The organism is Serratia sp. CY43202, assembly GCF_052168755.1.
Lineage (GTDB): Bacteria > Pseudomonadota > Gammaproteobacteria > Enterobacterales > Enterobacteriaceae > Serratia > Serratia bockelmannii.
This window is the reverse complement of record NZ_JBJNMB010000002.1, coordinates 392,505-414,572: the sequence shown is the minus strand read 5'-3', so window position 1 is coordinate 414,572 and position 22,068 is coordinate 392,505. Positions and strand designations below refer to the sequence as shown.

General features: G+C 56.8%; 29 protein-coding genes. 9 read left to right on the top strand and 20 right to left on the bottom strand.

All coding sequences use genetic code 11. The features are described from left to right. The first annotated feature begins 94 nt into the window (after positions 1–94). Positions 95–811, top strand: coding sequence for a peptidoglycan editing factor PgeF (gene pgeF / locus ACJ8J5_RS03800; RefSeq protein ID WP_342095557.1), 717 nt, complete (start codon positions 95–97; stop codon positions 809–811). A gap of 52 nt (positions 812–863) precedes the next feature. On the opposite strand, the gene cspE is transcribed toward pgeF, so the two are convergent. From cspE to ACJ8J5_RS03785, 3 genes are all read right to left on the bottom strand, one after another. Next, a complete protein-coding gene (gene cspE / locus ACJ8J5_RS03795; protein WP_002221949.1) occupies positions 864–1,073 on the bottom strand; it encodes a transcription antiterminator/RNA stability regulator CspE in 210 nt (69 codons plus the stop codon). A gap of 41 nt (positions 1,074–1,114) precedes the next feature. Next, positions 1,115–1,231, bottom strand: coding sequence for a DUF2627 domain-containing protein (locus ACJ8J5_RS03790; RefSeq protein WP_002211058.1), 117 nt, complete (start codon positions 1,229–1,231; stop codon positions 1,115–1,117). A gap of 680 nt (positions 1,232–1,911) precedes the next feature. Next, positions 1,912–2,946, bottom strand: coding sequence for an MBL fold metallo-hydrolase (locus tag ACJ8J5_RS03785; protein ID WP_043143568.1), 1,035 nt, complete (start codon positions 2,944–2,946; stop codon positions 1,912–1,914). A gap of 220 nt (positions 2,947–3,166) precedes the next feature. Between ACJ8J5_RS03785 and ACJ8J5_RS03780 the strand changes: the two genes are divergently transcribed. Continuing rightward, positions 3,167–3,457: a hypothetical protein gene (locus ACJ8J5_RS03780; protein WP_033640076.1), complete on the top strand. Its 291-nt coding sequence runs from the start codon at positions 3,167–3,169 to the stop codon at positions 3,455–3,457. Between the two features lie 46 nt (positions 3,458–3,503). On the opposite strand, the gene ACJ8J5_RS03775 is transcribed toward ACJ8J5_RS03780, so the two are convergent. From ACJ8J5_RS03775 to ACJ8J5_RS03765, 3 genes are all read right to left on the bottom strand, one after another. Beyond that, positions 3,504–4,865, bottom strand: coding sequence for an amino acid permease (locus ACJ8J5_RS03775; protein ID WP_043143564.1), 1,362 nt, complete (start codon positions 4,863–4,865; stop codon positions 3,504–3,506). A gap of 175 nt (positions 4,866–5,040) precedes the next feature. Next, positions 5,041–5,277 (bottom strand): DUF4060 family protein, encoded by a 237-nt coding sequence (locus tag ACJ8J5_RS03770; protein ID WP_025303167.1) that lies wholly within the window; start codon positions 5,275–5,277, stop codon positions 5,041–5,043. A gap of 74 nt (positions 5,278–5,351) precedes the next feature. Continuing rightward, positions 5,352–5,654 carry a phage protein NinX family protein gene (locus ACJ8J5_RS03765; RefSeq protein WP_004927682.1) on the bottom strand — a complete coding sequence of 101 codons (303 nt, stop codon included), beginning with the start codon at positions 5,652–5,654 and terminating at the stop codon, positions 5,352–5,354. Between the two features lie 169 nt (positions 5,655–5,823). Between ACJ8J5_RS03765 and fos the strand changes: the two genes are divergently transcribed. Continuing rightward, on the top strand, positions 5,824–6,231 hold the full coding sequence (fos, locus tag ACJ8J5_RS03760) for a fosfomycin resistance glutathione transferase (protein WP_025303168.1): 408 nt from the start codon (positions 5,824–5,826) through the stop codon (positions 6,229–6,231). A 39-nt stretch (positions 6,232–6,270) separates the two neighbouring features. On the opposite strand, the gene ACJ8J5_RS03755 is transcribed toward fos, so the two are convergent. Both ACJ8J5_RS03755 and ACJ8J5_RS03750 read right to left on the bottom strand, forming a co-directional pair. Continuing rightward, complete coding sequence (locus ACJ8J5_RS03755; protein ID WP_025303169.1) at positions 6,271–6,549, bottom strand: YebO family protein; 279 nt, start codon at positions 6,547–6,549, stop codon at positions 6,271–6,273. A gap of 81 nt (positions 6,550–6,630) precedes the next feature. After that, positions 6,631–6,789 (bottom strand): PhoP/PhoQ regulator MgrB, encoded by a 159-nt coding sequence (locus tag ACJ8J5_RS03750; protein WP_004927688.1) that lies wholly within the window; start codon positions 6,787–6,789, stop codon positions 6,631–6,633. A 161-nt stretch (positions 6,790–6,950) separates the two neighbouring features. On the opposite strand from ACJ8J5_RS03750, the gene ACJ8J5_RS03745 reads away from it, so the two are divergent. Beyond that, positions 6,951–7,184: a YobH family protein gene (locus ACJ8J5_RS03745; RefSeq protein ID WP_004927690.1), complete on the top strand. Its 234-nt coding sequence runs from the start codon at positions 6,951–6,953 to the stop codon at positions 7,182–7,184. Between the two features lie 40 nt (positions 7,185–7,224). Here the strand turns inward: ACJ8J5_RS03745 and ACJ8J5_RS03740 are convergent, their stop codons facing one another. After that, a complete protein-coding gene (locus tag ACJ8J5_RS03740) occupies positions 7,225–7,464 on the bottom strand; it encodes a DUF2766 family protein (protein ID WP_025303170.1) in 240 nt (79 codons plus the stop codon). A 183-nt stretch (positions 7,465–7,647) separates the two neighbouring features. On the opposite strand from ACJ8J5_RS03740, the gene ACJ8J5_RS03735 reads away from it, so the two are divergent. Continuing rightward, positions 7,648–7,860, top strand: coding sequence for a YccJ family protein (locus ACJ8J5_RS03735; RefSeq protein ID WP_004927694.1), 213 nt, complete (start codon positions 7,648–7,650; stop codon positions 7,858–7,860). A 447-nt stretch (positions 7,861–8,307) separates the two neighbouring features. Beyond that, positions 8,308–8,694 (top strand): helix-turn-helix domain-containing protein, encoded by a 387-nt coding sequence (locus tag ACJ8J5_RS03730; protein WP_004927697.1) that lies wholly within the window; start codon positions 8,308–8,310, stop codon positions 8,692–8,694. 21 nt (positions 8,695–8,715) lie between these two features. Here ACJ8J5_RS03730 and ACJ8J5_RS03725 read toward each other — a convergent pair whose 3' ends face one another. The 5 genes from ACJ8J5_RS03725 to lysM form a co-directional block, all read right to left on the bottom strand. Beyond that, entirely contained in the window at positions 8,716–9,069 is a 354-nt protein-coding gene (locus tag ACJ8J5_RS03725; protein ID WP_025303172.1) for a DUF1304 domain-containing protein, read from the bottom strand. A gap of 427 nt (positions 9,070–9,496) precedes the next feature. Then, entirely contained in the window at positions 9,497–10,438 is a 942-nt protein-coding gene (locus tag ACJ8J5_RS03720; protein WP_049203954.1) for a pirin family protein, read from the bottom strand. Between the two features lie 101 nt (positions 10,439–10,539). Next, complete coding sequence (locus ACJ8J5_RS03715) at positions 10,540–10,704, bottom strand: hypothetical protein (RefSeq protein WP_162837923.1); 165 nt, start codon at positions 10,702–10,704, stop codon at positions 10,540–10,542. 23 nt (positions 10,705–10,727) lie between these two features. Further along, entirely contained in the window at positions 10,728–10,883 is a 156-nt protein-coding gene (locus ACJ8J5_RS03710; protein WP_016927390.1) for a hypothetical protein, read from the bottom strand. 265 nt (positions 10,884–11,148) lie between these two features. Further along, positions 11,149–11,595 (bottom strand): peptidoglycan-binding protein LysM, encoded by a 447-nt coding sequence (gene lysM / locus ACJ8J5_RS03705; RefSeq protein WP_025303174.1) that lies wholly within the window; start codon positions 11,593–11,595, stop codon positions 11,149–11,151. A gap of 228 nt (positions 11,596–11,823) precedes the next feature. Between lysM and ACJ8J5_RS03700 the strand changes: the two genes are divergently transcribed. After that, positions 11,824–12,015 (top strand): YebW family protein, encoded by a 192-nt coding sequence (locus tag ACJ8J5_RS03700; protein WP_004934567.1) that lies wholly within the window; start codon positions 11,824–11,826, stop codon positions 12,013–12,015. Positions 12,016–12,138: 123 nt separating this feature from the next. Continuing rightward, complete coding sequence (locus ACJ8J5_RS03695) at positions 12,139–12,363, top strand: biofilm development regulator YmgB/AriR family protein (RefSeq protein WP_016927388.1); 225 nt, start codon at positions 12,139–12,141, stop codon at positions 12,361–12,363. Between the two features lie 242 nt (positions 12,364–12,605). Here the strand turns inward: ACJ8J5_RS03695 and ACJ8J5_RS03690 are convergent, their stop codons facing one another. The 6 genes from ACJ8J5_RS03690 to ACJ8J5_RS03665 form a co-directional block, all read right to left on the bottom strand. Continuing rightward, positions 12,606–13,688 (bottom strand): porin, encoded by a 1,083-nt coding sequence (locus ACJ8J5_RS03690; RefSeq protein WP_025303175.1) that lies wholly within the window; start codon positions 13,686–13,688, stop codon positions 12,606–12,608. Between the two features lie 567 nt (positions 13,689–14,255). Next, complete coding sequence (gene astE, locus ACJ8J5_RS03685; RefSeq protein ID WP_043143868.1) at positions 14,256–15,239, bottom strand: succinylglutamate desuccinylase; 984 nt, start codon at positions 15,237–15,239, stop codon at positions 14,256–14,258. Positions 15,240–15,249: 10 nt separating this feature from the next. After that, a complete protein-coding gene (gene astB, locus ACJ8J5_RS03680; RefSeq protein WP_043143870.1) occupies positions 15,250–16,590 on the bottom strand; it encodes an N-succinylarginine dihydrolase in 1,341 nt (446 codons plus the stop codon). Between the two features lie 52 nt (positions 16,591–16,642). Next, positions 16,643–18,115, bottom strand: a complete 1,473-nt coding sequence (astD, locus tag ACJ8J5_RS03675; protein ID WP_414104522.1) for a succinylglutamate-semialdehyde dehydrogenase — start codon at positions 18,113–18,115, stop codon at positions 16,643–16,645. After that, on the bottom strand, positions 18,115–19,149 hold the full coding sequence (gene astA / locus ACJ8J5_RS03670) for an arginine N-succinyltransferase (RefSeq protein ID WP_049204091.1): 1,035 nt from the start codon (positions 19,147–19,149) through the stop codon (positions 18,115–18,117). Before astA ends, astD begins: the two co-directional genes overlap by 1 nt. 52 nt (positions 19,150–19,201) lie before the next feature. Beyond that, positions 19,202–20,416 carry an aspartate aminotransferase family protein gene (locus ACJ8J5_RS03665; RefSeq protein WP_025303180.1) on the bottom strand — a complete coding sequence of 405 codons (1,215 nt, stop codon included), beginning with the start codon at positions 20,414–20,416 and terminating at the stop codon, positions 19,202–19,204. Between the two features lie 676 nt (positions 20,417–21,092). Between ACJ8J5_RS03665 and ACJ8J5_RS03660 the strand changes: the two genes are divergently transcribed. Continuing rightward, complete coding sequence (locus tag ACJ8J5_RS03660; RefSeq protein ID WP_197824054.1) at positions 21,093–22,067, top strand: alpha/beta hydrolase; 975 nt, start codon at positions 21,093–21,095, stop codon at positions 22,065–22,067. Position 22,068: the final 1 nt, after the last annotated feature.

Here is a 22,068-nt window from a genome sequence, read left to right as displayed (position 1 = left end):
CCCCACTCGCTTTCGCCGCCAACAACACCTGGCCAAGCGGGGAAAAAGCTGGCTACACTGAGAGTCTGTTTTCTCACGCAGGTGAACATAACTTATGAGCGATCGTTCCGCGCTGCTCGATGCGGTGCCCCACATTCAGCACGGCTTCGGCAGCAAACTCGCGCTGCTGCCAGGGCATCTGCTGCCCTACAGCGCCACGCTGCCGGAAAAAAAGCAGGTACACGGCACCCGCATCGTCGACGTGCTGCAACCGGCGCAGGCGTGCGGCGAGGCCGATGGTTTCTACACTCGCCAGCCCGGCATTCTGATCAGCGTACTGACGGCGGACTGTCTGCCGGTGCTGTTCAGCCGCCGCGACGGTGGCGCTATCGCGGCGGTACACGCCGGCTGGCGCGGGTTACTGGACGGCATTCTGGAGCAGATGGCGTCCCGCATTCGCCAAGATGGCGACACCGCCGATTGGGTGGTGTCTATCGGCCCCGCCGCCGGCCCATGCTGCTACGAAGTCGATGAAGCGCTGGTGGAGAATTTTAAACAGCGCCTGCCGCTGCCCACCACGCTGATCAGCCCGCATTACCGGCATCTGGATCTGGCCGCAATTGCCGAATACAAGCTGACGGCGCTCGGTTTCGCCGCCGTTGACCGCGCCGGCAGTTGCACCATCTGCACGCCGGACGTCGACCCGCAGCGGCCGCAGCGCTTCAAATACACCAGCTATCGCCGCAACAGCCATCGGCGCGCGCAGGATCCGACGCATCCGGGGATCAAAGGCCGCAACCAGTACGCAGGCATCGTCATCGCCGCCGGATGACGGAAACGAAAAAGCCCGCGCGAAGGCGGGCTTTTTGTACAGCTGACGCTGATTAGATAGCAGTAACGTTTACTGCAGATGGGCCTTTCTGGCCATCTTGGATTTCGAACTCAACGTTCTGGCCTTCAGCCAGGGTTTTGAAGCCGTTACCCTGGATTGCAGAGAAGTGTACGAACACGTCTTTGCTGCCGTCAGCCGGGGTGATGAAACCGAAACCTTTAGACTCGTTGAACCACTTAACTTGACCTTTGATCTTTGCCATCTTGAGTATTTCCTTTGGATTGTTTAAACCGCCCGTGGGCGTTACATAGACAAACTAGAGTCGTTACTGCTTGAGGCACTAAGATAAGGATCGGCAGAGAAGCGGTATTCAACGCTAACGTCTTTACTCAGAACTTCTTTACTGAAAATGCCACACATATACAGAACTGTACCTCGTTTTACCCAGATGCGTTATCACATACTCTGTATGCGATGGCAAGCCATTTTTAATCACTGAACGACATGTCGCACATATTTGAAACGGTCGAGAGCCACATTTGCTTAAATAGGCCAAAAGATGTTGAAGCATCGGCTATTTTCTGCTTGCTAAAACCACCGCACCAGACCCCGCATTCTGGTGGAGTTTTAACAAAACTTTCATCGTTTTGTCGCATGTCCGTCTCGTCATTTTCGCTTTTTTGCCGCTTATAGCGTTAAAAAATTTGAATCTTTATGGAATTTGATATGCAACATTTGAATATCGATGAACGGGGGCCAATTTATTCATCGCTGCTCCGCCCCTTTACCGTCGAAAACGCATCATCATCAGCCTTCAGCCCTGCCGCCACACCGCGCGAGCAGGAGCAGCACACAGGCGGGCGATGATGTTACCGTCCTGCACAACGGTTGCATAAGCATGCAACGTCCAGACGCCTCTCCCGCTGGCCAGTGGCTTCATCCTAAATAATCCGAAAACCATCAGTCCGAATAACCGGAATAATCTTATGAATAGCAAAAGTGTGGCGTTGAATTAAATCCTGAAGATCGGGTGGTTATTTGAATCACCACCCGCACTTATCAATTTTGCTAATTACTGCCGCGCTTTCAAACCGTTGCTCTTATTCTTTCCTCTGTACCGCAGGGCGAAGAGACCACGCTTGCTGAGAATCCTGCAACGCGATGCGCTCGCCAATCTTCAGCGGGTGGAATTGATGCTGTTCAAGCCCCGCCTCACTCAGCGCCAGATTCAACTGCTGCGGCGGTTCGTCCAGCGACTCATCCGCCAATTCGAATACCCCCCAATGGATGGGAATGGCGCGCGGCTGATTGAGTTGACGGTACAGCGTCACCGACTGCTGCGGATCCATATGCTGCTCCTGCATAAACCAGCGCGGTGCGTAGGCGCCGATGGGCAGCGCCGCCACGTCGAACGGCCCCAGCCGTTGACCAATCTCCGCCAGCCGTTCCGAATAACCGCTGTCGCCGGAAAAATAAAACCGCAGCCCCGGATGGTGGATCACCCATCCACACCACAGTGAGCGATTGCGATCCCACAGCGTGCGCATGCTCCAGTGCCGCGCCGGCGTGGCGTAGACCGTCAGCTCGCCCAACGGCAGACTTTGCCACCAGTCCAGCTCATGCACCTTCAGCCGATAACGGCGGAACCAGCGCTTCAAGCCGAGCGGCACGATGAACTCGGCCTGAGGGAAACGCCGCGCCAATTGCCGCACCGTGCGCCTGTCAAGGTGGTCATAATGGTTATGGGAGATCAGTACCGCATCCACCGCCGGCAGTTGCTCCACCGTCAGGGGCGGCGGCGTTCTGCGCTTCGGGCCGTAAAAGCTCAGTGGCGATGCACGTTCGGACAACACCGGATCGATCAGGATATAACGCCCGCTCAACCGCAGCAGCATCGAGGCATGCCCCAACCACCAGACGCTGTCGTCGTTGCCGCTGAGATCGGCAGGCTGCCACCAGCGTTCGGTAAATTGTGCGTAACCCTGCTGCGGCGGCTTGGGCAATCCCTGGCGCTTGCGTTCATCTTGCCAACGTTGAAGGTCCCCCTCCTGACGCCGCGAAGGTTCCAGGTTGCGAAATCCCTCCGGCGTATGATGCGCCTTGGCCGCGTCGTAATAACGGTTGATTCTTTTCATCCAGCCTTTTCTCCCGACCACTGCGCCCTGCACGGGCATGACTTTCAGTGTAACAAACCCGATGAAGCTCGCACTTTGTCAGCCGTGCGCTGCATCTCGGGACCTTTTGCCGTATGCTGTTGTCTCACTCCGGTGAGACAGCCAGGGCCGCCAAGAGCCCGTTAAGACTCTCTTAAGATCTTTGTGATTGACTTGTAGGGCATACAGAAAAGGAGAAGTTATGAGTCGTTCTACATCCCGCAAATCAGGCTCAAGCCTGGGGCGCCGTATTCGCAGCGCGCTGCTGGCGCAGAAGCAATACTGGAAAATGTATTTCGCCATGAAGTTGCGCCGTCTGCGCGTACCTGCACCGCTGGTGCTGCTGGGCGGTTCGCTGCTCGGATTCTTCATGTTGACCCTGCTGATGCTCAGCGTGGTTGCCATCGACGTGATCAGTACTCTGCTGTTGCTGTGCCGGAAACTGCTGGGGCGGGGGCACGGAGAGGGGCGCGCCTTTATGCCGCGCGGCTAACGAGAAGAGAAGCGGAGGCGCGCCATACGCCTCCGCAGCAAACAGATTAACGCTTGGCGTCTTTGCGGCGCGTCAGCATAAACCCGCACCACAGCACCGCAACCCACAGCGGCATCAAAAGCACCGAAATACGGATCCCTTCGCTGAAATACATAATCACCAGAATCAGGCCGAGGAACGCCAGACACAGGTAGTTGCCGAACGGATACCATAGCGCCTTAAAGCTGGGAATGACGCCCTGGCGGTTCTTGGCAGCGCGGAATTTCAGGTGCGCCAGGCAGATCATCACCCAGTTGATGACCAACGTTGAAACCACCAGCGCCATCAGTAACTCGAACGCCTTACCGGGCATCAGGTAGTTAATCAGCACGCCGATCGAAGTAATCAACGCCGACAGCGCGATGGACAGCACCGGCACGCCGCGCTTGTTAACGCGCGTCAGCGCCTTCGGTGCATTGCCTTGGCTGGCCAGCCCAAACAGCATGCGGCTGTTGGCGTAGACACCGCTGTTGTAAACCGACAGCGCGGCGGTCAATACCACCACGTTGAGCACGGTTGCCACCAGATTGCTGTTCAGCGCATGGAAGATCAACACGAACGGGCTACCGCCCTCCACCACTTGCCCCCACGGATAGAGCGACAGCAGCACAGTCAGCGAGCCGATATAGAAGATCAGAATGCGGTACACCACCTGATTGGTGGCTTTAGGAATGCTGCGACGCGGATCGGCGGCCTCCGCCGCGGTGATGCCGACCATTTCCAGGCCGCCGAACGAGAACATGATCACCGCCATCGCCATCACCAGCCCCGAGAAGCCGTGCGGCATAAAGCCACCCTGCTGCCACAGGTTGGTGATGCTGGCCTGTGGCCCGCCGTTGCCGCTCGCCAACAGCCAGGCGCCGAACACGATCATGCCGACAATCGCCACCACCTTGATGATGGCGAACCAGAACTCGGTTTCGCCATACAGGCGCACATTTACCAGGTTAATCAGGTTGATCAGCACGAAAAACAGCGCGGCGGAGGCCCAGGTGGGGATCTCCGGCCACCAGTACTGAATGTAGATGCCGACGGCGGTCAATTCCGCCATGCCGACCAGAATGAACATCGCCCAATAATTCCAGCCGGAAAGAAAGCCGGCGAAGTCGCCCCAATACTTATAGGCAAAGTGGCTGAAAGATCCGGCGACCGGCTCCTCCACCACCATTTCGCCCAGCTGGCGCATGATCAAAAACGCGATAAAACCGCCGATGGCGTAGCCCAACAGCACGGCGGGGCCGGCCATCTTGATGGTTTGCGCAATGCCGAGAAATAAACCGGTACCGATGGCGCCCCCGAGGGCAATAAGCTGTATATGTCTGTTTTTTAAGCCGCGTTTTAGCGGAGTATCCTGATGCTGACCGCCCATCTTATCCTCATATGGCGTACACCCTTGCCGTTATCGGCCAAGATTTCACCAATCAATAAATGTATCTGCGGGCGGCTTTTTAACACTTAACCCCGTGAGCATCAAGGAGAAGCGCCCCGAGACGGCGTAGCGGAGCGCGATTTTTTAACCGTGAGAAAGCGTGAAATGGCGGCGTTCAGCCTGGCATGCCGCACAGTTTGGTCAGGTTGCGCGCGCCTATCATCAGCGTGGCGACATAAGATTGGCGACGCGTGACCACTTCCACCGCCACGCGATCGTTTTGATATTTTATCAGGTAGGTCGAGGGCCAACCCTGACGACGCTGGCCAAAGCTTTCGGCATGACGATCGATCGCCGCATGGGCAATCACCAGATGAGACAAGTTTTTATCACCTTTGATAATGCGCTTCATAAACAGCCTCCGCCAACGACAGCTCTGTTATTAGAAAAAGGAGAAACTCTTACCAATCACCGGTATTGTTCGACTCAGTTAGCCTGCCGGCTCATCAGGAAGCAGATCATCGCCGCGCGCAGCGGGCTGGCGCTGTCCGCCTGCCATTCACCGCCCTGGGTGCTCATGCGCGCCTGCCACTGCGGGCTGTCGCTTTGGTTGTCGGGGTTCAGACTGATTTTGTTGGCGCAAATGATCGGCCAGGCATCGGAGGGATTCTTGCAGTAATCTTTACCTTTCACGCCACCGTAGGGATACCACTTGTCCGGGTTCTCTCCGGTCAGCAGCGCGATGCTGCGGTTCACTTCGGCATCGCTTTCTTCGTACCATTTAATCATCGGCTTCATCCATCTTTCGTAAGGTTCGCGCTACATTACGATGTCTGTAAGACAGTTTTATGACAGTGCCGCCGGTTTTCACATTATCTGAACTAATGTTTTGCTCCCTTTAACTTTTCTCCCCTTCTGCGTACACTTTTCCTCTGTTTAGCGCCCAGGAAACGCACGCATGTTGACCGGCCTCAACCACCTGACGCTCGCCGTCAGCGATCTCGATCGCAGCTTCGATTTTTATCGTCATCTGTTGGGGTTTACCCCTCACGCCCGCTGGCAAGGCGGCGCCTATCTGTCGTTGGGGGCGTTGTGGCTGTGTCTGTCATTGGATGAGGCCCGCATGCAACCACGGGAGCGTGATTACACCCATTACGCCTTCAGCGTCGCGCCGGAACACATTGAACGGGTCAGCGAGCGGCTGCGCCAGGCCGGCGTCGAAGAGTGGAAAAGCAATCGCAGCGAAGGCGAATCGCTCTACTTTCTCGATCCCGATGGGCATCAGTTGGAGATCCATGCCGGCGATCTGGCCAGCCGCCTGGCGGCATGCCGGGAAAAACCGTATCAGGGCATGGTGTTTTACTGAAACGCCCCGGCGACGCTGCCGCCGGCCGGAGCATCATGCTCAACGTTCGGGGATAAAACCTTTGAAATCCAGCGCGGGGCTGAGATCGTCGTCGTCAGCCGCAGCGGCGCCGTCAGCGCCTGCGCTGTGCGCCAAACGCTTCAACAGCGCCGTTTGCTGGCGTTGTTGCTCGGCAATTTCCTGCAGCAGGCGAATCTGCTCGTTGGCGCGCACACTGGCGCGGTTCACCAGGAACCAAACCCACAGCCCGGCCAACAATGCCACAACGGCGAGCGCCAGCGACAACAGGCCGTTCTGGCCAAAACCTAAATCGTACATGGACAACCCTATCTACTGCGAAATTCAGGCCGCCATCTTAGCACTCGCGGCGGCCGTGCGAACATCCCTACCGAAAATTGCTTACCAGGGCACGAAGCGGGTCACCGAACAGATGCCCAACGCAAAATTTCCACCGTCGTCGCAATAGCTATCCAGCGCCAGCAGGTAGAAAAACAGGCAGGCAGCGACGGCCGTCATTATCACGAGGATTTTTTTTCGCAACAAATTTAGCAGCCTCATTGTTATCTGGGTAATCTATCGCGCATGTTATCACAGCGAAGTTAAACGAAGTTTAACTTTCCGTTTAGATTTCTGGCTATTGCCCGGTTTTCAGACTGTTACCCTTGTCGTCGCGCGGCAGTCATGGCTAGATGAACCCTCAGGGATAATGAGGAAGCGCAATGAGCAAATTGATTAAGTGGGTACTGGTGCTAGCGGTCATTTACGGCGGTTTTTTGATCTCGGGTTACGGCGTGCTGATCGGCAGCAACAAAAACGTTGGCGGGTTGGGATTGCAGTGCAAATACCTGACGGCGCGCAACGTGGCGATCGCCCAGTACGTGAATGGCGACAACGGTTTCATCGGCGTAGCCGACTGCCCGTTGTTCAAGAAAATCGAAACGGTGGTGGATTAACCGCCACCGCCCGACGCCGTCGCTTTGCGGCGGCCCCGCCTCAGCTGCGGGTGAATTTCATCTCGATCAGCGCAATCGCCTTGTCAATCGCTCGGCGTGTCACCGGATCGGCACCTGCCGGGTGCGTGGAGAAATCGATGCTTTTTAGCTGACCCGCCATCTTGTCGCGCACTTCGGTCGGCGCAATCACGTCGATAACGTCCAAAATCTGTTTGATGACCAGTTGGCAAGCGACCAGATCGGAGGCCAGTTCCTGCTCGTTGCTCAGCATGTCAGACATAATAATTTTCCCTCTTGATTCAAACGCCGCACAGAATAGCACGGCGTCCGCGCCATTGCCCGCTCTCCCCGTTTTTTTCCCCTTCTGCGCACCGCCGGGCAAAAGCCCGCGTCGGATTAGCCTATACTTGCAGCATGACGGTGGCAAAAACCACCCATAAGCCACAACCAACAGGAGAAAGTTATGGCGAATCACAATGTGAAATCCTGGGCGACAGTGCGTGAAACTTCGGTGGAAATCGCCGAAGCCATTTTTGAGCTGGCAGGGAACGACGAAGTGTTGGCGCAGAAAATCTGGGAAGAAGGCAGCGATGAAGCACTGGAGAAGGCCTTTGCCAAAACCACCGCCGACCAGCTTTATTGGGGAGAGGAAACCGTCGAGCGGAAAAACGTTTGAGCGCCCGCGCAACAAAAAGCCCGGGTTTCTGACCCAGGCTTTCCCGATTAGCGAACGCCCCGCTCAGCGGCGTGCAATGTCTCTTGCTCTCACGGCTCTTCACCTCCCACACTTTCCGCATTTTTCATGCTCATCACCGGCATCGCCATAAAAGCGCCGACGCCCACGATTACAACCAGAGTAATAATCACTGTCATTAACATGCGATCACCCCATCAACGTTGAGTTGTTACGGCTGACTCTGTTTTGGCGGTTACTTGCTGTGGCCTTCTTTCCGTCCCCCACCGCGGCGGCGACAGTCTCAGATTAGCCGTTTTTCCTTTCTGCTGACAAGCGGCGGTTCAACGGTTTTTCCGAATAATCCCCCCCGGTCATCGGTGGCGTTTTTGTCCACGGCGGCAAGTTGTGTATACTTCACCGCTATGTAGGTCTCACACTGACGCACTGATGATACAAGAACACCACCTCTCATTGGTCTGCGCCCTCAGCAAATGGGTCGAAACTCACCTCGGACGAGTGATCCATCTCGAAGAGTTGGCCGAGTACTCCGGCTACTCGCTGTGGCACATGCAGAAGCTGTTCAAAGAAGCGACAGGGATTTCGCTCGGCAAATACATTCGCGAACGCCGTCTGGCCGGCGCGGTCTATCAACTGCGCAGCAGTGAAGCGTCGATCTTCGATATCGCCCTGGACTTTGGCTTCGGTTCACAGTCCCACTTCACCTACATGTTCAGAAAGCGTTTTAATATCACGCCCTATGATTTTCGCCAGGATTTGAGCGTCGATCTGCACATCGATCCGCCGCTGCACGTCATTCATCAAAAATCCGCCTGAAGCCCGCCGTAAACCGGCGGGTTAACGCGTTCCCCAGACCGCCAGTATCGCGATCGCGGCCGGCAGAGCCTGCACCCAGAGAATTTTACGGCTGGCGCTCAGGCCGCCGAATACGCCGGCCGCCAGCACACACCCGAGAAAAAACAGCTGCAGCGCCATATCCTCACGCCAGTAGCTCCATGCCAACCCCAACGCCAGAAAGCCGTTGTACAACCCCTGATTGGCGGCCAACACCCGCGTGGCTGCAGCGAACTCCGCCGTCGTGCCAAATGCGCGTCTGCCGAGTGGCGTACGCCACAGGAACATTTCCAACACCAGGATATAAAGATGGAGCGCTGCGATGAGCAGCAACAAAATATCGGCAAAGAGCTTCATGATGATCCCTGTCGTTTATTGAAGATGTCGTCAATTATAAACGCCGCCTCTCACCTCCCCATCGATAGAGATAAAAAAACCCGCCGAAGCGGGTTTATGCAGGAGTCATTTTTTGAGGTTAGTTTAATACGGCGACCAACAATGCCGCGACAGAGACCCAAAACAACGCCGTGGCAACCACGACATGGGACAGTCTTGCACGATAGAGTACCTGGCTCATAATGACCTCACTGACATCTGACTAACGGGAGACAACCTGACTTCCTGAGGATTATCCTAAACTTCTTCTCGTTGTCATTATATGCGCCAGATCACTTTTCCGCCGAGAAACCTTATATTGTCCTAAAGCTGGAGCCGCGATCACATTAATTACGTCTTATTAGAGCGAAATAAGCCGAATAACCGCGGCGATTATATCCTAACGCTATCAAACATCGCTCCAGGGCAGGCGTGGCGCGGTCATGCGCTCACCAGAATAACCGTCAACCGCCGGGAAACGCGGCGCCTCTTGCTCCCAATCATGCTGAGCCTGAGTAATTTCAGCTTTGGTATGGCCAACGAAATTCCACCAGATAAGGATCTCTTCGTTTAGTGGCACTCCACCGATTAATAATCCCCGGCTGCCCTTCCGTGCATTTAACCCAATAGAGTTATTCTTCATGCCCAAATAGGCAAACTCATCAGGTGAAAAAGTTTCACCATTAAGTTCAAATGCACCAATAAGGGGCAAAAAGCCGATTTCATAATCATCGCGCAGCGGCAATTCTATCCTCGCCGCTTCCTGCCACTCCATATCAATGGCAATTAGTGGCGAGAAAGCAAACACCGGTGAACGATAAGCGCCAAACTCCCCGACCAACAAACGGTGATTCACGCCGTTATTCTGCCATTGTGGCAAGTCAGGATAGTGATCGAAACGTGGCGCCATGTCGGCATGTTCGGCCGGCAGCGCGATCCATAATTGTGCGGCATGCAATCGCCGCTGCTCGCCCACCGACTGTTCCGTATGCGCAATGCCACGCCCTGCGGTCATCAGATTAACCTGCCCTGGGCGAATCACTTGCTCACTGCCGAGGCTGTCACGGTGCAGCACTTCACCCTCTATCATCCAGGTGAACGTTTGCAGCCCGATGTGCGGATGCGGCCCCACATCCATGCCGGGCGAGGTGCCGTTGAATACCGTCGGTCCAGCGTGATCGAGAAAACACCAGGCGCCGACGGTGCGCCGCTCCCGAGTTGGCAACGCACGATTGATCGGGATACCTCCCACTTCGGCATTACGCACGGCAATACGTTGTATCTGGCGCACGCCGTCAACGACAGGGCATTCGCGTGAAGATGAAGAGAGCGTAGGACGTGACTGACTCATCGCAAAGACCTCCTGAATGGCGCCGATTCGCCAAGGGTACCCCCCAATCTTAACACAGGGTAGCCTCCACAGAGCGGTGACGCTCAGCGCGTTCGCGCGATTCAGGACGCTTTGATATAGCAGCTCTTGATGTCTATATCGTCATGCGCGTGCCTGAGATCGGAGAAATAGGTCACGCCAAAGAGAATTGATACCACCAGCAGCACGGACACCAACAGGCCGATGATCGCCAGCAGTTTGGTTTCATCATGGAGATTAGGCTCCATTTTATCTCCCCTAGTTAATCGCGTCAGGTCACCCACAGCGTGACCGCCAGCGTAAAGATAATCAGTGAGCAGGACGCCACCGCCAACACGACGATCGCAAATTGCGCATCACCCAAGGTTTCTCGATAATTTTTATCCGTTGAGGCGTTACGCTGTTGTTTCACTAAATCGGTTTTCACTCGTTCAACTGCTGCATTGCTGTTTGACGGGGCAAAATATCCCCTCAGAATAAGGCACGCACGTTGGCGCCTTGGTCGTTCCGGCCTCAACCGGGAGATGACGCTATCAATTTTCCCCATCAGGGTCAACACCGCCCCTGCCGGCGAGCGAGCAGGGACACAGGGGAGATGTAACTGGCATGGAGATCGCAGGGAAATAAGAGACGCCTATTGCAGAGGACAAAAAAAAGCCCGGTACGCAACCGGGCTATGGCAGACCTACGCGTTATTGCGGGATACGCAATACCTGCCCCGGATAAATCTTGTCCGGGCTCGACAGCATCGGCTTGTTGGCTTCAAAAATCTTGTTGTACAGATTGGCGTTGCCGTACATCTCTTTAGAGATCGCGCTCAGCGTATCGCCCTTCTTCACGGTATAGAAGCGGCTCTCGGCGTCGGGTTGCGTCACCGCCACCTTGTCTTCCACCCCGCTGATACCCGCCACGTTGCCGATAGCCACCAGGATCTTCTCTTTTAACTCCTGGCTGACGGCATCGCCGGTCACTACGGCTTTACCATCGACCACCTGCACATCGACTTTGTCGGTGCCCGGCAAGCCGCTCTTATCGAGATGCTCCTTGAGTTTGGCGCCTTGATCTTCGGCGGAGGCATTGCCGGTGACTGTGTCCCACAGTTTTTCTCCCGCTTCTTTGACGAAGTTAAACAAGCCCATATTCACTCCTTTTGATGGTTGCATTAATGCGTTTAAGTAAGGCTTGTTAAGCTTAGCATCGTCAAAAGGATATGCCATCCGCTCACGGCGCCAGAAACGGGTAGAGTATTCCGAAAGTGTCGTCAGCGGCGTTTCAACGGTGATTAATTGCGCAATGATGCTGAAAAATCGTGCTTTTTTACCTACACTGTTGCAGACAAGGCAACTCGACGAAGGAGGCGTGCAACGATGTACGCATTGGTGATGTTTGTCTGTTATCTGGATGGTGGCTGCAGTGAAATGGTGGTCGACATATTGCGCGACGAGCCACAATGCCTGGTCGCGATGAAGGAACAGAACTTGCGACACGCCGGTTGTTATCCCATGGAAGAGTTCATTGACGGCTTCTGGTTGCCAGCCAGCGAATATTCGGATTTTTAATTCCCTCCCCGCGCGATGCTGAGGAATTTCTGATTTCATCAGAAACTTCGCCTTCCTCCGAGGCATAAGGCCGCTGTTTTGCTAAATTGCGGCTCCCGAAGAAGAGAGAGACAGAGAAAGGTCATGCCAGCATCAGCTCATTCCAACGAGCAATATGAAACTCTGCTGCGCGACGTCAGCCTGGCGTTAGGCGACGCAGTGTTGCAGTTAATCAAAAACCATAAAAAAGTATCCGGCGGCAATATTCTTTCACAGCTGGTGACCGAAATAGAGCGGGAGCAGGATCAGCAACGTTTCGCCGCGCTGCGTTCCGCCATTGAGCTGGTCGGGTTGGCACCCAAAGGCTGAGTTCCCGATAAAACAAAGGCAGGGCTTGCGCCCTGCCTGAGGTTAATGACAAACCTGATGACATTACCAGGTTTACCGAAGACAACCTTTAAAATAAGGAAAATCAATTCATTGATTTTCGACTGCTCACCACAAAGGAGGAAAAACCACGCTTTTTCCTCCTTTGTCAGCAAGCTAAGGCAGGGCTTACGCCCTGCCTGATTACCACTCCCGACACAGGATGAAGGTAATGAAATTGCCGCTTAGAAGCGATACGTCAAGCTGACGGCAACGATATCATCGTTGGCCAGTTTCAGTTTGTTATTGTCGCTCAGCTGGTTGATTTGATAATCAACGTAGGTGTACATATTTTTGTTGAAGTAGTAAGTCGCCCCCACTTCCACATATTTCACCAGGTCGGCATCACCGATCCCTTCGATATCCTTGCCTTTGGACTGCACGTAGCCCAAGGAAGGACGCAGGCCGTTTTCGAACTGATACTGGGCCACCACTTCGAAGTTTTGCGTTTTATTGGCGAAGCCGGAGGTGCCATTGACGCTGATCGGCGTCATGTTACGGGTTTCGGCATACATCGCGGCCAGGTAAACCTGGTTGGCGTCGTATTTCACTGCGGTGGTCCATGCAGTGGCGCTGTCGCCCTTACCATACTGCAGCTCTTTTTGCTTGCTGGTGCGGTTAGAATCAGAGAACGCCGCCGCTACGCCGATGCCGGAACCGCCGATGTCCTGGTAGTCCAGGGACAGGCCGTAACCGTCGCCGTTTTGCTTGGTCACGCTGCGACCGTCGCCGTCGTTTTTACCCTGATACTGCACCGCCAGATTCAGGCCTTCCACCAAACCGAAGAAATCACGGTTACGGTAGGTAGCCAAACCGTTGGAACGGGCGGTCATAAAGTTATCGGTATAGCTGTAGGAGTCGCCGCCGAATTCTGGCAGCATGTCGGTGTAAGCCTCGGCGTCATACACCACACCGTAGTTACGGCCGTAGTCGAAAGAACCGTAGTTGCCGAATTTCAGCCCCGCGAAGCCCAGACGCGTTTTGGTGCCGGCGGTGCCCTGCGCTTCGTCGTGATTGGCCTGGACGTTGTATTCCCACTGACCGTAACCGGTCAACTGGTCATTGATTTGCGTTTCGCCTTTGAAGCCCAGGCGAACATAGGTCATATCGCCGTCATTGGACTTACTGTCGCTGAAATAATGCTTGGCGTTAACGCGGCCGTACAGGTCGAGTTTATTACCATCCTTATTGTAGATTTCAGCCGCGTTGGCGAAGGAGGTGATCGCCCCGAGGGCGACAGCTAAGGCTAATACACTGCGTTTCATCATTTATTTTCCTAGATATTATAATTAGAACCCTGCCCGTCACGCCCAATTTATAGTTTGGGCTGTGATTTTATCTTTTGGTATTTTATGAGCCCCCCTAATGTGGGGTGATGTGACATTAGCATCATGAATCAAAACTTAAAATCAAAAAGTTCATGAAACAACGAGGAGAAAGCATGTTTATTTGTAACTAAATATTTCCAACAAGAAAGCATATAACCTATTGAATATAAGAATTTTTTATCACATAACTTATAACCAAAATGGTGCATCGCACTCTTTTGGTGCATTTTGGTTTCGTTTTGCGTGCTTTCTGCGCGATTCAAAAGTAACAACAAAATTAGCATGGTTATTAAAAACGTTACTTATTTCACATTTTTATCTTAACAATCTCACCAGGCAATTAAGGCTTTCAGATAACGACCTAATACCTCCTTTTATTTACGCGTATAAAAGGAGGTATTAGGAACGAATAAAATTCGCCTTAGGGCAATTAAAATAGCGGGAAATAGCAGAGCAAAATAATGAACGGAATAACGGCGGCGCGCTGACGGCGCCGCCGAGGATAAATCAATAGAGCGTAGAACGGGAAACTTCGCTCAACAGCATGCCAGCGCGCAGGCCCAGCGCCACAGTGGGGTTAGGGAACAGTATCCACGCGCCCTCTTGGCCAACGCGATAGTCCTCCTGCGGCTGCTCGCACAGCAACATCCCCGGTTTCAACTCGGTGAAGTTGGCCGTGTCATCATCCAGGTGCAGCTTGAAATCCTCGCTGTGTTTGATCAACGAATGCATCACACGGAATACCCGGATCGCCTCGCCCTCGCGCTCCGGCAACGGCCCCTCGCTGACCGCCGCCCGCAAAGCGCGATCGATGGCAGCAAACTGCTGTAGATCGTTGCTGCCAAACGGTCGCGCCTTGCCCAGCTCGAGCGTACAGCTCGCCGCATTGAGATGCTCGCTGGAATAGTGGCTAAACGTCCCGCCTGGTGCGCTGTGCACCACCAGCGCATCCAAATCGGCGGCATCCAGCAGCTTCAACATCGGCTCACTGTACGGGCGTTTCTGGAAAGGCAGAATGCCGAAACGTGGCAACCGCGATTCACGGATGGCGGTGTGCAGATCGTAATGGAAACGCGCCGCCAGTTCCCCATCGAAAAAGGCGGCGAGCGCACGCTCCAACTGCTGCGCACGCACGGTCTCGCCGCTGGCGGCGAAGTTGCGGTAGCGGCCGCCGAACATGCGGTTCATGTCGCTGTGCAGATAACGCTTGCCGGCCCGCATCGCTGCCGGGTTGCCCAGCACCACCAACAGCCGCACCGTCAGCGGCAACCGGCCGATCAGCAGATCGCCAACCAGCTGATTGAGCAGTTCAATCGGCGCGGTTTCGTTGCCGTGCACGCCCGCCGACATGACCATCGCCTGGCGGTAAGGCTGCCGCGGCATAAGCTCCAGCACGCCTTCCCCCTGCCAACGCCAGCGCAGCTGCGGCGTTTCACCTTGCCATTCGACGGGTTCGTTCCCTTCCAGCGTCAGGGGCAGTAGATCGATCATGCCGCCTCCCTTAGCGTTGGAACGGATAAATAGCGCCGAGACCGAGGATCGACGTCAGCGAATCCAGCGCCTCACGCCCTTCGCGCAGCAGCAGCGGATCGGCCAGGTCATCCTGCGTCAGGCGATCGCGGTAATGGCGATCCACCCACTCGTTCAGCGTCGCGAACAGCCGCTCGTTCATCATCACGCGTGGATTCACCGCCCGCAGCTCCTGCTCGTTGAGCGCCACCCGCAACCGCAGGCAGGCCGGGCCGCCGCCGTTGCGCATGCTTTCGCGCAGGTCAAACACGCGAATTTCATCGATCGGGCCGCCGCTGCCGACCATGTCGTTCAGATAACGCCACACGCCGGCATGTTGGCGCGACTCTTCTGGCACCACGATCATCATCTTGCCGTTCGGCTTGGTGAGAATTTGGCTGTTGAACAGATAGGTCGCTACCGCGTCCGCCACCGAGACGCGCTCTGTCGGCACCTCGATTGCCACCAGCTCGCTGTCCAGCGTCGCCATCTTGCGGCGCACGTCATCCAACGCCTGTTGCTGGCGGTAAAACGCCTGCTGGTGGTGGAACAGCACGTTCTGGTTACTGACCGCTATCACGTCGTTATGGAATACGCCCTGATCGATCACCGCCGGGTTTTGCTGTACGAAGACCGTATGCTGCTCGTCCAGTTGGTGCAGGCGAGCGATTGCCTCGCCGGCTTCGCGCGTTTGGCGCGCCGGATAACGCGTCGGCGCCGTTTCGCCACCGAATTCCTGACGACCGTAGACGAACATCTGCACGCTGCGCTTGGCGTAGTCGCCGCCCAGACGGTTATGGTTGGCCGCCCCTTCGTCGCCGAATAACGCCACCTGCGGCAGCGCCTCGTGGTGGGCAAAATGCCGATCGTCGCTGAACATCGCCCGCAATACGGCGGTGGTGGTTTCCGCCTCAATGGCGCGGTGGAATTTATTGTTCAGGTTGGCGGCAGTGAAGTGCACCTTGCCGTCGGCGCTGTCCGCCGAGGGCGACACGGTGGCCGCATTGGCGGTCCACATGCAAGACGCCGAGCTGAGCGCCGACAGCAAACGCGGTGATTGACGCATCACCTGCGCCAGCACCGTCTCATCGCTGCCGCTGAAGCCCAGGCGACGCAGCATCGGCAAATGCGGCCGCTCCTGCGGCGGCAATACCCCTTGCTGGAAACCGAGATCGGCCAGCGCCTTCATTTTCAGCAGACCTTGCTTCGCCGCCAGCTTCGGGTTCGATACGCTGTTTTGATGCTGCGTAGAGGCCTCGTTACCGAACGACAGCCCGGCATAGTGGTGCGTCGGCCCCACCAAACCGTCGAAATTGACTTCATATCCTGACATGGCTATCCCCTGGGGATGGCCTGCGGCAGCGCCATCGCGCCGCCGCAGACGATTAACGGAACGACAAGCCCGGCGAGAGCGTCGCCGGCAGCGACAGGCTTTCGCTTTCCAGCGACGCCATCGGCCAGGCGCAATAGTCCGCCGCATAGAAGGCGCTTGGGCGATGGTTGCCGGAGGCTCCCACGCCACCGAACGGCGCCGCGCTGGACGCTCCGGTCAGCGGCTTGTTCCAGTTGACGATGCCGGCACGCGCTTCCAATAGCAACCGCTCGAACAGCTCACGCTGCGGCGATACCAGCCCCACCGACAGGCCGTAGCGCGTCCGGTTGGTCAGCTGCAGCGCCTCGTCGAAATCGCGGTAACGCACAATCGTGGTCAACGGCCCGAAGTACTCTTCGTCCGGTACGCCGGCCACGCCGGTCAGCTCGATGATGCCCGGGCTGAGCAGCGAACTGCCCGGCTCCAGCAGGCGCATGGTCAGCAGCGATTTGCCGCCCAGCGCCAGCAAGTTTTGCTGCGCTTTCAGCATGTTCTCCGCCGCGGCTGCCGACACGACGCCCCCCATGAACGGCTGCGGTTCGGCATCCCAACGGCCGACGCGCAGTTCGCCCGCCACCTGAACCAAACGCGCGATAAAGGCGTCGCCTTCCGCCCCCTGCTTCACCAAAATGCGGCGTGAACAGGTGCAGCGTTGGCCGGCGGAGATAAACGCCGATTGGATAGCCAGGTTGACCGCCGCGTCGCGATCCTCGAAGCCATCGACGATCAGCGCGTTGTTACCGCCCATCTCCAGCGCCAGGATCTTCTCCGGCTGCCCCGCCAATTGGCGATGCAGGTGATAGCCGGTGCCGGCGCTGCCGGTGAACAGCAGGCCGTCGATATCCGCACTGGCCGCCAGCGCTTCGCCGGTTTCCCGGCCGCCTTGCACCAGATTGATCACCCCGTCCGGCAGGCCGGCCTGCTGCCACAGCTTCAGGGTTTCCTCGGCGGTCAGCGGCGTCAGCTCGCTCGGTTTGAACACCACGCAGTTTCCGGCCAGCAGCGCCGGCACGATATGGCCGTTCGGCAGATGGCCGGGGAAGTTGTAAGGTCCAAACACCGCCAGCACGCCGTGCGGGCGATGACGCAGCACCGAAGCGCCGTCGGCCATCGCCGTCTGGCTAAAACCGGTGCGCGATTGGTAGGCCTGCAGCGAAATGCCTACTTTACCGATCATCGCCTGAATTTCGGTCAACGTTTCCCAACGCGGTTTACCGGTCTCACGGCTGATGGTTTCCGCCAGCGGCTGTTTGTGCTCTTCCAGCAAGGCGGCGAAGCGTTTCACCAGCTGTTCGCGCTGTTCAAACGGCGTACGCGCCCAGGCGGGAAACGCGGCACGCGCGGCCTCGCAGGCGGCGGCGACGTCGTCAGTATCGGCGGCGTTAGCGCGCCACAGCGGCTGGTTGCCGACCGGATCGGCTTTGCCGAACTCGGCGCCGCGGCCCTGCCGCCAGACGCCGTTAATCAACAGAGCAGGATGGGACATCATGCTTTCTCCTGTGCAATAAGGGGGAGCACCCGCACCGGGCTGCCCTGCTCGACGCCCAGCGCCGCAGCGGTGGCGGCGTTGATATGCAGGCGGTCGTCATACAGTTCGGCATTGACCAACAGTGCGCGGTAGTTCTGATAGTTGTCGTTGGCCACCAGATGCACCGGCGCATCGGCGCGCATCGGCGTGTCATCCAGCACCACTTTCACCAGGCGGCTCTGCTTCACCGCGCGGATATGGTCGATCTCGGCTTCCAGCGTCGGGCCGCCGTCGAAGATATCGACGTAGCCCTGATAGCTCAGGCCTTCCGCCTCCAGCAACCGGCGTGCCGGCAGGGTTTGCGGATGCACTTCGCCGATCACTTTCTGCGCGTCTTCGGCCAGGAAATCGACATACAGCGGATGTTTCGGCATCAGTTCAGCGATAAACGCCTTTTGTCCGGTGCCGCTCAGGTAGTCCGCCTTGGCGAACTCGATGGAGAAGAAACGGTGGCCGACGCTCTCCCAGAACGGCGAACGGCCGTTTTCATCTGAGAAGCCGCGCATCTCGGCGATCAGACGGCGGGAGAAACGCTCGCGGAATGCGGCAATAAACAGGAAACGCACCTTCGACAGCAGTTTGCCGTTCTCACCGTGGCGATAGTCCGGATCGAGGAACAGCGTGCACAGCTCCGAATGGCCGGTATGATCGTTGCTGAGGAACAGGGTCGGTACCGATTTATAGACGTTCAGCTGTTTGGAGGCATGTACCTGCGTGCCGACGCGGAAGCTGTACCAGGGTTCTGCCAGGCCGACAGCCACTTCGATCGCGCAGACCCCCACCGCCTGCCGGCGCTCGCTATCCTCCAACACGAACAGATAACACTGGTCACTTTGCGGAAGTTCGCCTTGCCAGGTTTTTAACGCCCGCTCAATGCGTGCCGACAGGGTATCTTCATTTTGCGGCAGTGAAGTGAGACCGATGCCAGATTTACCGGCAAGCGTCAACAAATCCGCCAGATCGCGACGCTCTATAGGGCGAATAATCATCATAATGCGAACCTCTTCTGAATCAGGCTGCGCCGGTGAAGGCGCAGCCCGCTGATTAGCTGCAAATGCGCGCCACGGCGCGCGCGAATCGCGCCAGCCCCTCTTTCACATCCTGCTCAGGGATGATCAGCGACGGCGTGAAACGCACCACGTCCGGACCGGCGATCAGCGCGATGACGCCTTCTTCGTTGGCCAGTTGGGTGATCTGCTTCGCTTTGCCGGCATAGTCCTTCGTCAATTGGCAGCCGATCAGCAAACCGCCGCCGCGAATGTCGGCGAAGATCGGGTACTGGCGATTGATGTCGTTCAACCCGTCGATGAACCACTGGTGACGCTGTTTGACGCCTTCCAGCACTTCCGGCGTGTTGATGATGGAGAACACTTCCCCCGCCACCGCCGTCGCCAGCGGGTTGCCGCCGTAGGTGGTGCCGTGGGTGCCGACGCCCAGCGTTTTCGCCAGCGCATCGGTGGTCAGCATGGCGCCGATCGGGAAGCCGCCGCCCAGCGCTTTGGCGGTGGTCAACACGTCCGGCACCACGCCGTACTGCATATAGGCATACAGGTGGCCGGTGCGGCCGACGCCGGTCTGTACTTCGTCGAAGATCAGCAGCGCGTTATGACGATCGCACAGTTCACGCAGCCCCTGCAGGAAACTGGCTTCCGCCGGCAGCACGCCGCCTTCGCCCTGGATCGGCTCGACGATCACCGCGCAGGTGCGATCGTTGATAAGCTCGGCCGCTGCGGCCAGATCGTTATACGGCGTATGAGTGATACCGCCCGGCAGCGGCGCAAAGTCCTGCGAATATTTTGGCTGGCCGCCGGCGGACACGGTAAACAGCGTGCGGCCGTGGAACGCGTTGTTGAACGCCACAATCTGATCTTTACCGGCGCCGTGCTGATCGTGCGCATGTTTGCGTGCCAGTTTCAGCGCCGCTTCGTTAGCTTCGGCGCCCGAGTTACAGAAGAACACCTTGTCGGCGAAGGTGGCGTCGATCAGTTTTTTGGCCAGGCGCAGCACCGGTTCGTTGGTATAGCCATTGCCCAGATGCCACAGCTTGCCTGCCTGCTCCACCAGCGCCGCCTTGACCGCCGGGTGCGCATGCCCCAACGCGTTAACCGCGATGCCACCGGCGAAATCGATATAAGACTTACCCTGCTGATCCCACACCTGCGATCCTTCGCCCCGCACCAGAATAAAATCGGCAGGGGCATAAACCGGGACCATCCAGTCATCGAAAGACTGGCGGGTAACTGCGATTGGCTGTTCCATAGTGACCTCATAATCTCAGCAAAGGCTGAATTTTGACTGTAAGGGTCGCTCAAGCCCGGTTAGGCCGCCACAATGCAAAAAAACCGTTGTTCAAAACCGACTTTCGCGGCGGAGAAAATACTGTCCCTTACCGCTGATTTAGAAACAAATCTGTTACATAAAATCGATTTTTCACTATTTATGGCGTATATCCGGTCCCTGAGCGGGGAGTAAATGTTAACGAGCAGTTAAAATACATGTCGTTTGATAAAGAGTGTAGAGCAGCTATCGTGCCAAAACGGGATTTTTGCCGGATTTTGCTATTTTTTACGTTAAAACAACGGCTTATATTGAATATTTATTCATTTTCTATGCATTGGTAATGCATAAATTAAAAAATAAGGCCTAAAATCATCATTGCGCGCGAAATCCTATTCAATTACGAAAAACTTTAGAATTTCTGATCGGGCTCGCAAAAATAATTTCACCCAATTTGCTCGCCCTCACACTTTTTGCCCCAATTGGGTGCAGCGGTGCGTCAGGATTGTGCAAGACGGCAGTGACGCGGAGATCCCACCTGCAATATCCCCAAAACACGGGCCGCGCTGACCGCCGTCAGCCTCCGCTCCCGCTTTGTTTGCCAGCGGCTACACTGTGATCCTGACCGCCCCTTCTCTTCTGCGCCCAAGGAGTCACCATGCCCAAGAAAACCGTCGATCTCAGCCAGCCACACGCCCAGCACGACATCCGCGCATTTCTCGACGCGCTGAATGCCGCCGGCGGTAAACCCATGGAACAGATGAAGCCTAAAGAGGCACGCAGGGTCTTGGAGGACGCGCAACGCAGCGTCGAGGTGCCGCTGCGCGAGGTCGAGATCAGCGAAAAAACGATTCACGTAGAAGGTCAGGATATTCTGCTGCAGCTGGTGCGTCCGGCCAGGGTCAACGAGGCGCCGCCGGTATTCATGTTCTTTCACGGCGGCGGCTGGGTGCTGGGCGATTTCCCCACCCACGAGCGCCTGGTGCGCGATCTAGTTTACAGCTCCGGCGCGGCGGCGGTGTTCGTCAACTATCCCCGCTCACCGGAGGTGCGCTACCCCGAGGCGATCAACCTGGCTTACGCCGCCACCGAATGGGTGGCCGAGTACGGTGAGAAGATCAACGTCGACGGTTCACGGCTGGCGGTGGTCGGCAACAGCGCCGGCGGCAATATGGCGGCGGTGGTCAGCCTGATGGCCAAAGAGAAAGGCATACCGGCACTGCGTTGCCAGATCCTGCTGTGGCCCGTCACCCGTGCCCAGTTTGATACCGACTCCTATCATCAGTTCGCCGAAGGCCATTTCCTGACCCGCAACATGATGAAGTGGTTTTGGGACAGCTACGCGCCCGATAAGGCGCAGCGCAAAGATATCTACGCTTCGCCGCTCAACGCCACGCCGGAACAGCTGCGGGGCTTGCCGCCGGCGCTGGTGCAGACCGCCGAGCTGGATGTGCTGCGCGATGAAGGCGAAGCTTACGCGCGTCTGCTCGATGCCGCCGGCGTCGAGGTCACCGCCACCCGCTACAACGGGCTGATCCACGACTACGGCCTGTTGAATCCGCTCGCCCACGCCCCGGCGGTGCATTCGGCGATCCACCAGGCCGGGCGCGCGTTGAAGCACTACCTGTCCTGAC

Bases quoted from the DNA above. Each gene is read 5' to 3' on its own strand.
- lysM (WP_025303174.1), bottom strand. From the start codon at position 11,595: ATGGGCTTGTTTAACTTCGTCAAAGAAGCGGGAGAAAAACTGTGGGAC.
- ACJ8J5_RS03765 (WP_004927682.1), bottom strand. From the start codon at position 5,654: ATGATTAAATGGTACGAAGAAAGCGATGCCGAAGTGAACCGCAGCATC.
- astD (WP_414104522.1), bottom strand. From the start codon at position 18,115: ATGTCCCATCCTGCTCTGTTGATTAACGGCGTCTGGCGGCAGGGCCGC.
- cspE (WP_002221949.1), bottom strand. From the start codon at position 1,073: ATGGCAAAGATCAAAGGTCAAGTTAAGTGGTTCAACGAGTCTAAAGGT.
- fos (WP_025303168.1), top strand. From the start codon at position 5,824: ATGTTGACCGGCCTCAACCACCTGACGCTCGCCGTCAGCGATCTCGAT.
- ACJ8J5_RS03700 (WP_004934567.1), top strand. From the start codon at position 11,824: ATGTACGCATTGGTGATGTTTGTCTGTTATCTGGATGGTGGCTGCAGT.
- pgeF (WP_342095557.1), top strand. From the start codon at position 95: ATGAGCGATCGTTCCGCGCTGCTCGATGCGGTGCCCCACATTCAGCAC.
- ACJ8J5_RS03690 (WP_025303175.1), bottom strand. From the start codon at position 13,688: ATGATGAAACGCAGTGTATTAGCCTTAGCTGTCGCCCTCGGGGCGATC.
- astA (WP_049204091.1), bottom strand. From the start codon at position 19,149: ATGATGATTATTCGCCCTATAGAGCGTCGCGATCTGGCGGATTTGTTG.
- ACJ8J5_RS03735 (WP_004927694.1), top strand. From the start codon at position 7,648: ATGGCGAATCACAATGTGAAATCCTGGGCGACAGTGCGTGAAACTTCG.
- astB (WP_043143870.1), bottom strand. From the start codon at position 16,590: ATGTCAGGATATGAAGTCAATTTCGACGGTTTGGTGGGGCCGACGCAC.
- ACJ8J5_RS03775 (WP_043143564.1), bottom strand. From the start codon at position 4,865: ATGGGCGGTCAGCATCAGGATACTCCGCTAAAACGCGGCTTAAAAAAC.
- ACJ8J5_RS03790 (WP_002211058.1), bottom strand. From the start codon at position 1,231: ATGTGTGGCATTTTCAGTAAAGAAGTTCTGAGTAAAGACGTTAGCGTT.
- ACJ8J5_RS03770 (WP_025303167.1), bottom strand. From the start codon at position 5,277: ATGAAGCGCATTATCAAAGGTGATAAAAACTTGTCTCATCTGGTGATT.
- ACJ8J5_RS03750 (WP_004927688.1), bottom strand. From the start codon at position 6,789: ATGAGGCTGCTAAATTTGTTGCGAAAAAAAATCCTCGTGATAATGACG.
- astE (WP_043143868.1), bottom strand. From the start codon at position 15,239: ATGATCGATCTACTGCCCCTGACGCTGGAAGGGAACGAACCCGTCGAA.
- ACJ8J5_RS03665 (WP_025303180.1), bottom strand. From the start codon at position 20,416: ATGGAACAGCCAATCGCAGTTACCCGCCAGTCTTTCGATGACTGGATG.
- ACJ8J5_RS03695 (WP_016927388.1), top strand. From the start codon at position 12,139: ATGCCAGCATCAGCTCATTCCAACGAGCAATATGAAACTCTGCTGCGC.
- ACJ8J5_RS03725 (WP_025303172.1), bottom strand. From the start codon at position 9,069: ATGAAGCTCTTTGCCGATATTTTGTTGCTGCTCATCGCAGCGCTCCAT.
- ACJ8J5_RS03780 (WP_033640076.1), top strand. From the start codon at position 3,167: ATGAGTCGTTCTACATCCCGCAAATCAGGCTCAAGCCTGGGGCGCCGT.
- ACJ8J5_RS03660 (WP_197824054.1), top strand. From the start codon at position 21,093: ATGCCCAAGAAAACCGTCGATCTCAGCCAGCCACACGCCCAGCACGAC.
- ACJ8J5_RS03740 (WP_025303170.1), bottom strand. From the start codon at position 7,464: ATGTCTGACATGCTGAGCAACGAGCAGGAACTGGCCTCCGATCTGGTC.
- ACJ8J5_RS03745 (WP_004927690.1), top strand. From the start codon at position 6,951: ATGAGCAAATTGATTAAGTGGGTACTGGTGCTAGCGGTCATTTACGGC.
- ACJ8J5_RS03715 (WP_162837923.1), bottom strand. From the start codon at position 10,704: ATGGAGCCTAATCTCCATGATGAAACCAAACTGCTGGCGATCATCGGC.
- ACJ8J5_RS03730 (WP_004927697.1), top strand. From the start codon at position 8,308: ATGATACAAGAACACCACCTCTCATTGGTCTGCGCCCTCAGCAAATGG.
- ACJ8J5_RS03785 (WP_043143568.1), bottom strand. From the start codon at position 2,946: ATGAAAAGAATCAACCGTTATTACGACGCGGCCAAGGCGCATCATACG.
- ACJ8J5_RS03720 (WP_049203954.1), bottom strand. From the start codon at position 10,438: ATGAGTCAGTCACGTCCTACGCTCTCTTCATCTTCACGCGAATGCCCT.
- ACJ8J5_RS03755 (WP_025303169.1), bottom strand. From the start codon at position 6,549: ATGTACGATTTAGGTTTTGGCCAGAACGGCCTGTTGTCGCTGGCGCTC.